This is a genomic window from Dulcicalothrix desertica PCC 7102, assembly GCF_003991905.1.
GTDB classification, from domain to species: Bacteria; Cyanobacteriota; Cyanobacteriia; order Cyanobacteriales; family Nostocaceae; genus Dulcicalothrix; species Dulcicalothrix desertica.
The window spans coordinates 203,457-217,269 of the sequence record NZ_RSCL01000013.1; the positions used below are offsets into that span (position 1 = coordinate 203,457).

The following is a 13,813-nucleotide window of genomic DNA, read 5'->3' on the forward strand; positions in this document are numbered from 1 at the left end:
TAAAGTATAAGTATTTATGCAAATAGGTGGCGACAGTTAATTGGCGCCTTTGAAGAATATATGTATAAAAATATATGCCTATCCTGAAGATAAGCATTTAAGTTTAATATTGAAAGCTGCTAAGATGAGATTAATATGATGTTGGCACAATAATTTATACTCATCATCAGAGTTTACACTTAGAATATTTCGGTTGTTGATGTTGGGTTCCGTTCCTCCACCCAACCTACAAATAATTTGGAGAGAAGCAAAAATTTAAATTGTGTCTCCCCTTAAACTTTTTAACTAAAAATATAATGCTTGGATAAGTTACCTGCTTCAGTAGCAACATCTGATAGGGCGCCTGCTTCTTTAGAGATTTTTTCCCAGTGGTATTGCCAACGTGCTAAGGTTCTTCCTAAATCAACTAGCTCTGTTGCTTGTTCTGCATTGACTTCTACTAAAGTTGGTGCCGTCCACTCTATAAAGTACAAACTTTCTCTAATCAAAGAAACTGCTGTATCAGGGTTAATTGTAACTTCTCGTTTAATGGCGCCGAGATTATTGGCTATCTTGCTTAAACGAGTGGAAACGTCATCTTGTGCAAAAAGCTTCTGCCGCTGTATTAAATCTGTCATAGTTCGGTTTTGTATACTTACTAGCAACAATTGACAATTACTAGTATTTATCAACTATAGCCGAGTCTCTCTGTGTCCTAATAGTCTCTGTGGTGAAAAAAATATTGTAAGTTACAGGCAGGGATGCCTGTTCCACAAGATAATTAAGATGATTAATTTATTTCTTGTTGCCAGAGGATTTGGGCTACTCTTTCCATTCCGGCTTTGAGATGGCGCCTGTATGTGCTAAATGGTAGGTCTAGTAGTTCGGCGGCTTGTTCTTGGGTGGGGGCTGGACTTATATATGTTCGGTATATGGCACGGTAAAGTTTATCGTCGCGTGGTGATGCTTGTAATGATTCGGCGGTTTGTTTGATTAACGTTTGTAAGGTGGAAATTCGTTCGTTGATGTCGTTGGTGTTAGCTCTATTTTCGATTAAGTGTGAATATAATAGCGGGCTGTTATGTAATGCGTTAGTACGGGTGAAGTTTTTTAAGGCATCATATACTGCCTCGATAAAGTCGGGTTCGCTTAGTACTAGTAATCTTGGAGTTGTGCTGGAAGTCGTTTCTATTTCACTTTTGGCATCTATTTCTCGTTTTGCTAAGAGTTCACGCCATGCAGAGGGTGAAACTATTCGCCAGTCATGTCCATAAATACCGTATTTTCGTTTGTTTATTTCAAAGTCGGCTTTGGGTAGTCTTTTTAAATCGAAGTACGTTAGCATCGGCGCCCACATTTCAGGTTCGGCGCATGGTAAAAATGTATAAGCTAGTCCAGGTGTTTTTTGAAAGTATTGTACAAAGTTGATAAATATTAGGCTTTGGGTTGGTGAGACTGCTTGATATGTATCGCGTGCCATCCAAAACCTAAATATAGTGGCGCCTTCAGACGAAGAACGCAATGGAGCTTCTGATTGTAAATATTGCCAAGCTGCAACGGCACCTGTATCAACTTCTATATCTTGTGCTGTGGCTTTATGCAGTTCTACAAAAATCGCAAACCCTGCTGGAGTAAGATTGGAATCACGGAAGACTACAATATTTTCAGGTTGTCGTGATATCCAATGTGCTGCAATTGAAGCAGATTCAAATCCTTCATATTGTGTGATTATTTCTAAAATTCCAGCTTTATCGCTTTCTCTATATATATCTGTTTGTAAGCTGCTGTGTTCTTGCCAAGTGAAGCGGGGACGAATTGCTGGGTTATCGCGATGTAAAAACATATAGTCAAACAATACTCGGTGTTTCTCGTCTCCTTGGGTTTGACCTAATTTTATGGTGTAGTAATTTCGCGCGCGCTGGTGTAAATCTGCGTAAAATTCCGGATGGCGCCAGCGTAAGTCAGCGATTAAGACTTCTCGCGCTAAATCATGGGGAAATAAACCATTTTGCCCTGATTCTACAAACGAAAGTTCGCGCAACCACTCAAAAATATCCCTAACCTCAGACAAATCAAGCATTTGTTTCAATAAAGCTTCTGTGGTCAAGCGTACTACTGCACATGCTTCAAGTGCCATTCGGTGAGCAGTTGATGGTACATCCTGAATAAAGCGTTCAAGTAAAGTTTTTATAATATCTGGTTGACTATCAGGTTGAAAGGTTGTCTCTTTCTGGGTAAATACGTCTGCTACCAACGACAGTGCAAGTGGATAACCATGAGTAAAGTCGAGAATTATTTGGTGCTGAGTGTTGGGAATATCTCGACGAGCTAAATAACTTAAACTTTCTTCATAGCTCAAATTACGTAAAGGTAAAGTACGAATTAATGCCTGCCAACCAGCGTCACTGCGCCAAGCTAGGGAAGGTGGAGTGCGACCAGCAAGGACGATCAAAGTATCGAGAGATAAGTGTGGTAAGAATTCCTCGCGCAGCCATTCATCAAGCGTTGCTATGTTTTCGTAAGTATCTATAAATAGGATGTTACGTTTATTACTTACTTTTAAAATATCTAAAGGCGATTCTGATTCTTGCAAACCCATAATACCGCGTAACGCTGCTAAGAACGATTCCGGCGCCGCTTCTAAGTTACGCGCTTCAATAGAAAGATAATCACAATTAACTTGTTCGCACAACTGCATAAACTGCGCGCACAAACTTGTCTTACCAACTCCACCAGGCCCGTAGATATACAAGATATTAATAGGTAGTTCAGTCGAGGCTATAGTATTTTGGAACAGTGCTAGCTCTTGCACTCTTCCTACAAACCGACGATTTCGTTCTGCGTTCAAGCGACCCAAAAGCGATGATGGCATAGTATAACCCTCGCGATACACAATTGATACAAAGTGAATCTCCACCTTGTATACGCTAGTTGAGAGATTTTGGATTTATGAAGCGCTTTGAATATTCTGTAATAATTGGTCAACTTGTTCAGCTTTTTGTTGCTGACGCTGTGCTTTAAATAAATCGCGTGCTTTTTCCAGGTTTGCGACAGCTTCGGTCTTATTACCCTGCTGCATCAAAACATTCGAGAGACGCAAGTAAGCATCAACCTTTTTAGGAGCGCGTTCAATTACATCTTTAAATTCTGCCATTGCTTCCTCGGTTCTATCCTGCTGCATCAAGCAGTCACCCAAGAGCAAATGAACTACATCGTTCGTTGAGTTTATATCAATTACCTGACGAAATGCAGCTTCAGCATTTTTATAATCTTTCTGCTGGTATAGAGTAACACCCTTCTGAAAGCGGTTCGATGTTATTAAAGTTTTAACCGCAAAATAAATCAGAAGGCATACACTAAAAAAAACAATCAGCGTTGCAGCTAAATTACTTCCGCTTGTAGGGATTTCCATATTTTATACCATTGGTACGGGTGGGGCGCCTGTTTAGTATATCAACAACTGCATTAACTGCATAAGTTGATTGTAATAAACACTATCAAAAGAAAGAAGTGTATCTCGTGCTTCCGCGAGTTGACGATTATTCAAATAAAAGTATTTATATATATTAAGTGTTGTTAAAGGAGATAGACAAATATGTCAATTTGGTTATGGGTAGCTTTATGTGCTTACTTAATTGGGGTTGGAATCGAGTGGCAGCGCTTTCAACCTGAGATTAAAGAGTATGACGAGTATAGTAATTTTCCTGTTGTTTGGGTTACTCAGCAGGTTGTGGCATGTGGTTATTTGTTTAGAGCGTTTGTATGGTTTTATGATTTGTAAAGTGTTCGAGAAACCTGGTTTCTTTTCGTTTTCATTGAAGATTGTTGTGTTCAGTGTTAGAGAAACCAGGTTTCTGGGTTTATAGTAAGGTTGAAATAGGGAAGATTAGGTATTCTATGAAGAAGAGTTTCCAGATAAATTGGTAAAAGCTCGCAATAGATGTTTTATCTTGTAAATCAACTCGTTTGCTACGGCGCCACATCCAGACTAATAGGATAATATGCGAAATTACAAGCAAAATCGCATTAACATTAGCAAGTCTAAATAAACCAGCTAATATCATTGCCACGTAGCAAACTGTAATAACCCAGCGTGCGAGTTTAAAAACAGCTTCTTTACCAAGCTGAATTGTAAATGTAGTAATATTGTACTGTAAATCGCCTTCCATATCAGGAATATCTTTAAAGATAGCAATAGCGAATGTAAAAACGAGTACAAATAAAGTTAATGCCCAGACTGCCGCTGGAATGCTTGAGTTATTTTGTAATACCCAGCTATAGTGTAAATAAAGCCCTAAATTAACAATGGCGCCGCGTACAGAGAAAATACATAAAGCAGCCCAAAAAGGGTAGCGCTTTAAACGAATTGGTGGTAATGAATACGCAGTACCAATAGCCAAGCTAATTACGACCATCCAAAATAAATACGGCCCTTGAAAAAAAGCAACAGAAGCAGCCAAAAAAGCACATATTCCGACAATAACTTGTGCAGTGCGTTGAGAAAACTCACCTGCTGCCAAAGGTAAATGCGGTTTATTTATTTTGTCGATAGCAACATCTTCAAGCTGATTTAACCCAACAATATAGATATTCCCACAAATACAACTAACCCAGGCGCCGAGCGGAGTTATAACAGAAAAACTAGAATTAGTAATTCCAACAGCAACTAGATACAACCCAACAACACTTAAAGTCGTACCAATAATAGTGTGTGGACGAGAGAACTTCCACAGCGAATAAAACCAATTACCCTGAGATTTAACACCAAAAACACGAGCCATAATCAAAGTTAGGAGTTATGAATAAGGAATAATGAATTACCGTAGGGGCGGGTTAAACGAGATTTTCATTGTTAATAAAAATATACTAAACCCGCCCCTAAACCCCGTTCCGCCCCAAAACCAGGCGGCGAATTATTTTTTCCCACACAATAAACCAAATCGAATTAAACCAGTTTCGTAACCACGCTGCATTAAACCCAACGATAAGGCGCCTTGAATAGTCGTCCAACCCGAACGCAGCAAACCCCATAACGCTTGCAAATTAAAAGCAGAGTCTATGACTACATTCCAAAACGGCGCCACAGCAGTAGACCAATCAGCAGTACGAAGGTCATTTAAAGGTAATTGACGGGCAATTTCTTCATACTGAGGTAAAGAAATTACGTAGGGTAGGCAGTAAACGCGATAAATTTCTTCTAAGTGTTTTTGTTCTTCTGAAGTCAGGGGTGTATCTAGCGGACGGTGACACCATGTAACTACAATCATGGTTCCACCGGGTTTTAATACTCGGTAGCATTCTTGTAGAAACTTGACTTTATCAGGCATGTGTTCGCCACTTTCCAATGACCAAATCAAATCGAAGGAATTATCGGCAAACGGCATATTTAACGCATCTGCAACCTGAAAATTAGCTCGGTCACTCAAGCCAAACTCTGCCGCGCGTTGTTTTGCCCTTGTTGCTTGCACTGGACTCAGAGTAATTCCTGTTGCGCTAGCATTATATTTACCAGCTAGATACAATGAACTACCACCTATGCCACAACCAACATCAAGAATATGAGAAGCTTGTTCAATTTTTGCCCATCGCAACACCTCCTCAATTAAATCAATTTGTGCTTGACGGCGTTCTTTTTTTTCTGTACCATCGGCGCCGTAATAGCCGTGGTGCATGTGTTCGCCCCAGATTTCCTCCCATAAACCAGAGGAAGCATCGTAAAATTGCTGAATTTGTTGATAAAGTGTTGCGCTCATAAGTTAAGCAGTGCTAAGACAAAACAGAAAGATTAGTCACACATATTAAAGTAGGCTACCATGTGTGATTTGATTTGAATTAGGGTATTTTTCGTTCCCAAGTCGGTACACCCTACCAAGAAGGCTTGGGATTGTTTAATTTTTTACCTGTATATGACTGTTTCTCGTACAATTTGTCTAGGCTTTTTAGCTGTTATCGGGATAGGCACCATCTTGTTGATGATGCCTTTTGCTACCAGTAGCGGTACATGGGATAGCCCAATAGTAGCTTTGTTCACTGCCACTTCTGCTGTGTGTGTTACGGGTTTATCAGTGGTAGACCCAGGTACACACTTCTCATTTTGGGGTCAGTTCTTTATTGCTTTACTCGCACAAATTGGTGGTTTGGGCTATATGACCACCACAACATTCTTAATTTTGCTGATTGGTCAAAAATTTAACCTGCGTCAGAAAATAGCCATTCAACAGTCGTTAGACCGACCGGGGATGAGCGGTAGTAACCAAATCATTCGTTCGATTATTGCTACAACGCTAATTTTTGAAATCACCGGCATATTTTTACTAATGGGTGCTTTTGTACCTAAGTTTGGATGGAACCAAGGACTTTGGTTAGCAGTATTTCATAGCGTGAATGCATGGAACAATGCTGGATTTAGTTTGTTTAAAGATAGTTTGATACAGTATCAAACATCACCATTAGTGGTGTTTACAGTTACTGGTTTAATTATCTTTGGTGGAATTGGCTACCAGGTCATTTTAGAAACATACATGTGGATACGCGACAGAATCAAAAAAAGGCAAACAAAATTAGTATTGTCACTTGATTTTAAAGTAGCGACTACTACCACAATAATGTTACTGATTATTGGTACAGTCGCCTTTTTTATAGTGGAATTAAGAAATCCAGAGACTTTTGCAAAGTTTAATATTTGGGATAAATTTTTACTTGCATGGTTTCAATCTGTCACACCCAGAACCGCTGGTTTTAACACCATAGATATTGGTAAAATGACTAATGCGGGTTTGTTTATTACGATTGCTTTTATGTTTATAGGCGCCAGTCCGGGTGGTACTGGTGGGGGTATGAAAATCACAACTTTGCGTGTACTGACAAGCTGTACAAAAGCCATTTTACAAGGCAAAGAAGAAGTATTGTTGTATGAACGTAGAATCGCATTGCCTTTAATTCTCAAAGCAGTAGGTGTTTTAATTGGCTCAATTGCTACAGTAATTTTTGCAACAATCTTAATCTCTTTTACAGATCCTGAAGTTTCTTTCATTCAAATTTTGTTTGAAGTAGTTTCCGCATTCGCTACCGTTGGACTGTCTACAGGTATTACTGGTAGTATTACGATTGGCGCTAAACTAATATTAATTCTCACCATGTACATCGGTCGCGTTGGTGTTTTACTCTTAATGTCGGCGATATTAGGCGACCCTCGTCAAAGTCATGTTCGCTATCCAGAAGAGAACTTGCTTGTTGGCTAATTTAAGTGACAAGTAAATCTCTTAAATTTGACTTTGCAGTGTTACAATAATTTCTGGATAAAAGAATTATTTTTTAAAATTTATGCAGCTAGTGACGTCCGCTAAATAATAGCTAATCAAGAAATAGCCAGGATACATCAAGGTAAAAATCGTGAATTTATCATCATTAGGTTTTTTTCGCAGCTTGCGTAAAGATAACCATCAATTTGCCGTTATTGGTTTAGGTCGTTTTGGACGTTCTGTCTGTGCAACATTGCATAAATTCGGTTATCAAGTGTTAGCAACCGATATTAGCGAGAAGCGCGTATCGGATGCTTTGACAGAACAAATAGTTGGACACGCAATACAACTTGATTCTACCGAACCAGCGGCACTAAAAGAAGCAGGAATATTTGAATTTGATACTGTAATTGTTGCAATAGGTAACTATATTCAAGAAAGTATCGTTACAACTTTAAATGTTAAAGAAGGTGGCGTTCCTCATGTCGTCGCCAAAGCTTCAAGCGAAGTTCATTGTAAATTACTTACACGTGTAGGCGCCGACCACGTTGTATTTCCTGAATTTGAAGCAGGTTGTGCATTAGCAAGAACCTTAACCAAACCATCTATTCTCGAAAGATTTGACCTAGACCCCGACAACAGCATCGTCGAAGTCATAGTCCCCGATGAATTTCACGGCAAAACCGTCTCCGAATTACAATTACGTAACCGCTACGGTTTAAATCTTTTGGCAGTTAGTAACGGCGGTAAATTCTTAATTAACCCAGAACCCGACAAACGACTGCAAAAAGGTTCCGCAATGGTTGTAATTGGTTGCAACAAAGACATTAACCGTCTACCCATTTAATTTTCTTTTCTTGTGGAACAGGCATCCTTGCCTGTTCCATATGTAGTATATGTAGGTTGGGTGGACGAAGCGCGTAACCCAACATATTATCTAAAAAATTAATTGAAAACTTATAAAACCCGCATAATCTAAAGGTACTACATTATTAGCAAAAATTAGTTCCGGAATCATTATTCGTAGCTTAGAATTCAAAAACTCAACTGTCTCAGCTTCTGTCACCAACGCTGGCACATCTTCACTCGTTGCAACCCAAACTTCTGCTTCTAAATCCCGTCATAATTTATCAATAATCTTATCTCCAACGTTTTAATCATATTATCTTTTTACCACAGAGACGCAGAGTCCATAGAGAAGAAAGTTAACAAAGTTAGCTTGAAGGCGCCGAAGTTTCTAATAGACCGACAAGCCGCTTCAATGTCACCGTAACATCGCTATTGAAAGGTTTCGCTGATTGAGCAATGGTCATATGACTAAAGTCAATTGTAATGGTAGCATACTTATACTAGCTTACCACGTTTTCTAAATTTAACCTTTAATCCATCGTGCGGACGAGAAAAAGGCAATACAATTCGCTCTAAGTTTTGTCTTGGCGCCAGTTCCCACTCATATTCACGAATTAATAATGCTGCAAATAGCTTTATTTCCAGTTTGGCAAATTCTTTTCCTAAACATTCTCTAATTCCACCGCCAAAGGGAATATGGGCAAAAGGCTTTTGTTTATCTTCTACTTTTTCTGTATTAAAACGGTTGGGGTCAAATTTTTCAGGATGACTATATATAGTTTGGTCTTGGTGGGTTTCTTGAATTTGATAAAATACTCCCCAACCTTGCGGAATTTTATAACCAGCAAATTCGCATGGTTCTAAAACTTTTCTTAGTCCACTGCGAACTACAGGAGGCGCCATCCTTAAAACTTCTTTCATAACCTGTTCAAGATAAGTCATTTGTTTTAAGTCTTCTTGAGTGATAGGTTCTGAGAATTTAAACTGTTCCTGTTCTACGTGCGCTTTTACGAGTACATCTGGATGTTGAGCGAGTAGTAAACATAGCGAAGTAAGCGCAGATGTCAAGGTTTCATGTCCAGCAACCAACATACCTAACAAATTATCTTTTACTTCTTCTCGACTCAAGTGTTTACCTTCTTCATCTTGCGCTTGTAATAAAATCGTTAATACATCTTGATTCTCAGCAGGATGTTGTAAGCGCTGGTCTATTAGCTTATCAAAATGAGCAAGTAATTCTTCGCGTGCGTGAATAGATTTGTCAAATTTGTTACCAGGAAACCGCACAGGAATCGATAATAATCCATCACTCCAAGTTTCGTAGATTTTTTCTAATGCTTCTTCGGACTCAGTTGCTACACCGATAAATAACTGACAAGCAATATCTAAGGTATATTTTTTTAATTCTGGATACCATGTCAATGTCTCCATTTTTTCCCAACGTTTTAAGTAGCGATGGGTAATGTTTTGCATTGTTGTTGCGTAATCTGCCAATGCTCTTGGTGCAAAAGCTTGGTATAAATATTTTCGCAAGGTCTGGTGAGCGGCGCCTGTCACCACCCCAATTGAATTTATTCCTAGCAGTCTCTCAAAACTAGGAGTATTCGTCATTTCAAATTTTTGACCTTCGTTGGCAAATAAAAAGCGTGCGGCGCCTGCTCCTATAAGCACAATTGTGGGAAAACCAAAAAGATGAGTTTTAAAAATATTACCGTATTGTTTTTGCCGCTTTTCCATAAAGATAGCTGGACTGTGTAGATAACTCACTGACTCGCCAATTACAGGTAAGCCAAAGCTACCAGGAGGTAAAGGTAAGCTAGATTGAGGCATATTTTGTAAATAATCAATTTCAATACGATACTATATCGTATTTATATTAACATCTATGAGTAACATTAGTAAAAAATCGCCAGGAAGACCTAGGAGTCTCCAATCTCATCAAGCAATGCTGCAAGCAACTTTAGAATTGCTTGCGGAAGTTGGGTTTGATGGTATGAGTATTGATGGTATTGCTGCGCGTGCAGGTGTGGGTAAGACGACTATTTATCGACGTTATACATCGAAAGAGGAGTTGGTCGCTGATGCGATTGAAAGTGTTAGGCAGGATGTGGAAATCCCTGACACAGGAAGTATATGGAGTGACATTGATGCATTAATTGAAGGCGCCGCGCAAATAACTTTTACTCCTCTAGGAAGAAAGACTGTGGCGATGATTATTAGTAGTGCATCGAGTAATTCTCAATTCGCGCGTATTTATTGGGAAAAGTATTTACAACCTCGACGAGATGCTTTTGCTGTGGTTATAGAAAGGGCAAAAGCGAGAAAAGAAGTTTGTGTGGATTTAGACCCAGGTATTGTGTTTGATATGATGAGCGGCATTATGCTTTATGGGTTAATTTTTCCACCTACTACAGAATCTTGGCAATTATATGTTCGTCGTGCTTTAGGGTATTTGCTCTCTCCCTGATTTTTCTCTTTGCTACCTTTGCGCCCTTTGCGGTTAATTTTCTTACTCTCAACTCTCGTGGTACTCTGTGTCTCTGTGGTAAAGAAAGTGACTTGAATGCACAGGCAGGATGCCTGTGCCACAAGAAAAAAGAGGTGTTAACTTTTATTTTGTTCTGATTCGGCTGGCACTGGTTGACCGAATTCTATTACTTTTGTTTGGGTTGATTCGCTCTCATTATTGGGTTGAGTTTCAGTTTGAGTTTGGGTTTCGGTGTTTTCGGTAGGGGTTTCTGTTTGAGTTGTTGCTTCGGGTTGAACTTGGGGTTCTGATGCAGCAGGTGTGATAGGTCTGTCACCTTGTGCTGTTTGGATGATGTACTCTTCTATTTTTTCGGCTAGTTGAATATTACCTTGTTGACGGTACTGTTGCTGCGCGCGTTTGAATGCTCTGTTTGCTTTTTTATATTCACCTTGGTTCATCCAAGCTATGCCGATACTATAATAAGCATCTGGATTTACGGCTGTTCGACGAATTGATTCAGTGTAGGTTGCTACAGCTTCGGTTGTTAGGCCGCTTTTTGCCATTAAACTACCTAAACGATTATAAGCAGCAGCGTTATCTGGATTGATGTTTAATGCTTGGCGATATGAATTCATTGCTTCTTGAACTTGTCCTGTTTGTTCTAAAGCGATGGCCAAGTTGTAGTATGCGTTAGCATTGCTGCTGTCGATATTTATTCCCTGTTGGTAAGCTGTGATTGATTCGTTGACTTGTCCTAGTTCGTACAATGCTAACCCCATGTTATAGTGTGCTGCTGCCATTGTTGGGTTAACTACTAGTGCTTGACGATAGGCAGTAATTGCTGTTTCGCGTTGTCCTTGCTTGTGCAGTCCTAAACCTAAGTTAAAGTAACCTTCTGCAAAGTTCGGGTCTATTCGTACTGCTTCTGAATATTCTTGTACTGCTGATTCAATACGGTTTTGCTTCAACATGATGTTGCCAAGGTAAGTCCGCGCGGCTGCTAAGTTGGGGTCGCGCTGTAATGCTTGCCTCAGTAACATTTCTCCACCCTGATAATCTCCACGGCTGTAACGGATTACACCTTGTTGATATAAACCTGCTGCTTCTAAGTCTTGAGTAACAACGTTTTGTGCCAATAATTTACTATGAGTGTTTAAAAAACTCGGCGCCAAGAGCGTTAATAAAATAGAAGCTGTAAAAAGCGCCGTAAAAAGTTTGAACCGGGAATAAAGGCGTAAATACTTATGAGAATGATAATTATGAGACATATCAGGTAGACCTGTACTTATATTTAAAGGCTATAAGTCTAGGTTTCCCAGTATTTCCGATGAAATATACACTGTGATGAATTTTTATGCTTGTTGTAAGCTTGTTGTAAGCTCGTTGTAAGCACTTCAGTGCTTAATGCAAGCACTAAAGTGCTTATTACGATGAGCAGCTTTTTTCTTTTTCGGGGAGAATTAGCATTGCGTCACCAAAAGAGTAGAAGCGGTATTTCTCGTTTATTGCTTCTTTGTATATGTTGAGTAGGTTTTTTCGACCGATAAGTGCGCTGACTAGCATCAACAAACTGGAGCGGGGTAAGTGGAAGTTGGTTATTAACCCCTCAATTACTCGCCATTTAAAACCAGGGTAGATAAATAAATTTGTTTTGCCGCAAAATTCTCTTATTTCCCCGGTTTCTGCTGCGGCGCCTTCTAATGCTCTAACTACGGTTGTTCCTACTGCTATAATTCTTCCACCTTTCTGTTGCGTTGCTTTGATTTTTTCAACAGTGGCGGGTGGCACTTCTATCCATTCGGAGTGCATTGTGTGTGTAGTTACATCTTCAACTTCGACGGGACGAAATGTTCCTACACCCACATGTAATGTAATGAATGCTCGGTTAATGCCTTTTTTCTCTAATGTATCGAGTAGTTCAGGTGTAAAATGCAGCCCTGCTGTCGGCGCCGCTACTGCACCTGGTGTATTAGCATATACTGTTTGATATTGTTCGTCGGATGCTTGGCTTTGTGTTATGTACGGAGGTAAAGGTACTTCGCCGAATGTATCTAATAGTTGCACCAAAGATTGGGCACTTGGCACGTCAAATTTTAATACCCGTCCACCCGTTGCTTTATCTGAGTCTATTACTGTCGCTGTTAACTTACCATCAAAACCAGGCGCCTCAAAAAAAATCTGCGAACCAATCTTAAATCGCTTTCCTGGTTTCACTAATGCTAACCAGCAATTTTGTTCACGCTCTTCTAATAGTAAAACTTCCAACTTGGCGCCAGTGGATTTACGACCGTGTAAACGCGCGCTCAAAACTTTGGTGTCGTTCATTATCAACAAATCACCTGGTCGCAAAATATCCGGCAAATCACGGAATATATGGTGTAAAGGAGAACTAATATTATTTTTACTAGTCGAATTTACTACTAGCAATTTTGAACTGTCACGGGGAACTGCTGGGTTTTGAGCTATCAATTCTTCGGGTAAATCGTAGTCGTAACCAGCTGTGGAACGGTCTAAATCACAATATTTCTCTCCGTCTGTGGAAGTGGGATTGAAATTGAGTTGCTCTAAATCCTGCTGCATCTAGATTCTGATAATGGATATAAAGTAATTTTAGCTTTTCTTCATAAATGAACTTTACGCGATTAGGGGCCAATCTTATCTTTTGAGTTTATGATGAATACTATTAGGTGACACGTAAACGAAAATATGAAAATTGGGTAAACCTACCCAATAAAAGACGGGGGCTTTTACCCTACCGGATGATGGGGTTATTGTTTCAATAATAGATATGTAGGATTGGCTTTCATCCCAAGCAGCGAAATGGAATATTTGTATTACCTGGCAAATGCCAGTCTAACCTTAAGAGTAATTCAATTCTTACACTCCCGACCACAGTTGCCTGTTTCTTTCGTAACTGTGATTCATCAAATTGATGGCTGGGTGGTACGAGTTAAATTTACAGGTCAAGTATCATCGGACATAGATGGTGATTTTCGTGCGTTCTTAAACGAGTTAGGAATTGCTTATGAACCACCAATGCGAGTACAAATGGCACTATGGAGTTTAGAAGCAGGACAGTATCCTGTTGACGTGATGCGTCGCTATCAAGTCGCGATAGTCTCACATGGAAATCCTGAAAGAGAAGAAATTGAAGCGTTCCGTCAACAGTTTGTGCGAGGTTTGGGTTATTGCCCAGAAACACTCGCTTAAAAAGTTAAGTTTGAAAAAATAATTGAATAATTGTACAGTGACCTTGACCTAAGAAACCGGGTTT

At 39.6% G+C, this 13,813-nt stretch carries 13 protein-coding genes and 1 pseudogene; 5 read left to right on the plus strand and 9 right to left on the minus strand.

Annotated elements, in window-relative coordinates; all coding sequences use genetic code 11:
* Positions 1-281: 281 nt before the first annotated feature.
* The 3 genes from DSM106972_RS26455 to DSM106972_RS26465 all read right to left on the minus strand — a co-directional run bounded on the left by DSM106972_RS26455 (position 282) and on the right by DSM106972_RS26465 (position 3,391).
* Positions 282-617 carry a hypothetical protein gene (locus DSM106972_RS26455; RefSeq protein ID WP_127083494.1) on the minus strand — a complete coding sequence of 112 codons (336 nt, stop codon included), beginning with the start codon at positions 615-617 and terminating at the stop codon, positions 282-284.
* Between the two features lie 152 nt (positions 618-769).
* Positions 770-2,851 carry an ATP-binding protein gene (locus tag DSM106972_RS26460; protein ID WP_127083495.1) on the minus strand — a complete coding sequence of 694 codons (2,082 nt, stop codon included), beginning with the start codon at positions 2,849-2,851 and terminating at the stop codon, positions 770-772.
* A gap of 75 nt (positions 2,852-2,926) precedes the next feature.
* Positions 2,927-3,391, minus strand: a complete 465-nt coding sequence (locus tag DSM106972_RS26465) for a tetratricopeptide repeat protein (RefSeq protein WP_127083496.1) — start codon at positions 3,389-3,391, stop codon at positions 2,927-2,929.
* 183 nt (positions 3,392-3,574) lie between these two features.
* On the opposite strand from DSM106972_RS26465, the gene DSM106972_RS26470 reads away from it, so the two are divergent.
* On the plus strand, positions 3,575-3,760 hold the full coding sequence (locus DSM106972_RS26470; RefSeq protein ID WP_127083497.1) for a hypothetical protein: 186 nt from the start codon (positions 3,575-3,577) through the stop codon (positions 3,758-3,760).
* Between the two features lie 79 nt (positions 3,761-3,839).
* Here the strand turns inward: DSM106972_RS26470 and DSM106972_RS26475 are convergent, their stop codons facing one another.
* Positions 3,840-4,760 carry a homogentisate phytyltransferase gene (locus DSM106972_RS26475; protein ID WP_127083498.1) on the minus strand — a complete coding sequence of 307 codons (921 nt, stop codon included), beginning with the start codon at positions 4,758-4,760 and terminating at the stop codon, positions 3,840-3,842.
* Between the two features lie 132 nt (positions 4,761-4,892).
* Positions 4,893-5,732, minus strand: a complete 840-nt coding sequence (locus DSM106972_RS26480; protein ID WP_127083499.1) for a methyltransferase domain-containing protein — start codon at positions 5,730-5,732, stop codon at positions 4,893-4,895.
* Between the two features lie 153 nt (positions 5,733-5,885).
* Between DSM106972_RS26480 and DSM106972_RS26485 the strand changes: the two genes are divergently transcribed.
* Together DSM106972_RS26485 and DSM106972_RS26490 are read left to right on the plus strand one after the other, a co-directional pair.
* Positions 5,886-7,220, plus strand: coding sequence for a TrkH family potassium uptake protein (locus DSM106972_RS26485; protein WP_127083500.1), 1,335 nt, complete (start codon positions 5,886-5,888; stop codon positions 7,218-7,220).
* A gap of 151 nt (positions 7,221-7,371) precedes the next feature.
* Positions 7,372-8,067: a potassium channel family protein gene (locus DSM106972_RS26490; RefSeq protein ID WP_127083501.1), complete on the plus strand. Its 696-nt coding sequence runs from the start codon at positions 7,372-7,374 to the stop codon at positions 8,065-8,067.
* A 90-nt stretch (positions 8,068-8,157) separates the two neighbouring features.
* Here DSM106972_RS26490 and DSM106972_RS26495 read toward each other — a convergent pair.
* Both DSM106972_RS26495 and DSM106972_RS26500 read right to left on the minus strand, forming a co-directional pair.
* Positions 8,158-8,325 (minus strand): annotated as a pseudogene (locus tag DSM106972_RS26495) (DUF1902 domain-containing protein); the annotation flags it as partial.
* 239 nt (positions 8,326-8,564) lie between these two features.
* A complete protein-coding gene (locus DSM106972_RS26500; RefSeq protein WP_127083503.1) occupies positions 8,565-9,899 on the minus strand; it encodes a cytochrome P450 in 1,335 nt (444 codons plus the stop codon).
* Positions 9,900-9,954: 55 nt separating this feature from the next.
* Between DSM106972_RS26500 and DSM106972_RS26505 the strand changes: the two genes are divergently transcribed.
* On the plus strand, positions 9,955-10,536 hold the full coding sequence (locus DSM106972_RS26505) for a TetR/AcrR family transcriptional regulator (protein ID WP_127083504.1): 582 nt from the start codon (positions 9,955-9,957) through the stop codon (positions 10,534-10,536).
* Between the two features lie 137 nt (positions 10,537-10,673).
* Here DSM106972_RS26505 and DSM106972_RS26510 read toward each other — a convergent pair whose 3' ends face one another.
* Positions 10,674-11,807 carry a tetratricopeptide repeat protein gene (locus tag DSM106972_RS26510; RefSeq protein ID WP_127083505.1) on the minus strand — a complete coding sequence of 378 codons (1,134 nt, stop codon included), beginning with the start codon at positions 11,805-11,807 and terminating at the stop codon, positions 10,674-10,676.
* Between the two features lie 157 nt (positions 11,808-11,964).
* Positions 11,965-13,119 (minus strand): tRNA preQ1(34) S-adenosylmethionine ribosyltransferase-isomerase QueA, encoded by a 1,155-nt coding sequence (queA, locus tag DSM106972_RS26515; protein ID WP_127083506.1) that lies wholly within the window; start codon positions 13,117-13,119, stop codon positions 11,965-11,967.
* A gap of 240 nt (positions 13,120-13,359) precedes the next feature.
* Between queA and DSM106972_RS26520 the strand changes: the two genes are divergently transcribed.
* Positions 13,360-13,749, plus strand: a complete 390-nt coding sequence (locus DSM106972_RS26520) for a hypothetical protein (RefSeq protein WP_073617607.1) — start codon at positions 13,360-13,362, stop codon at positions 13,747-13,749.
* Positions 13,750-13,813 lie beyond the last annotated feature (64 nt).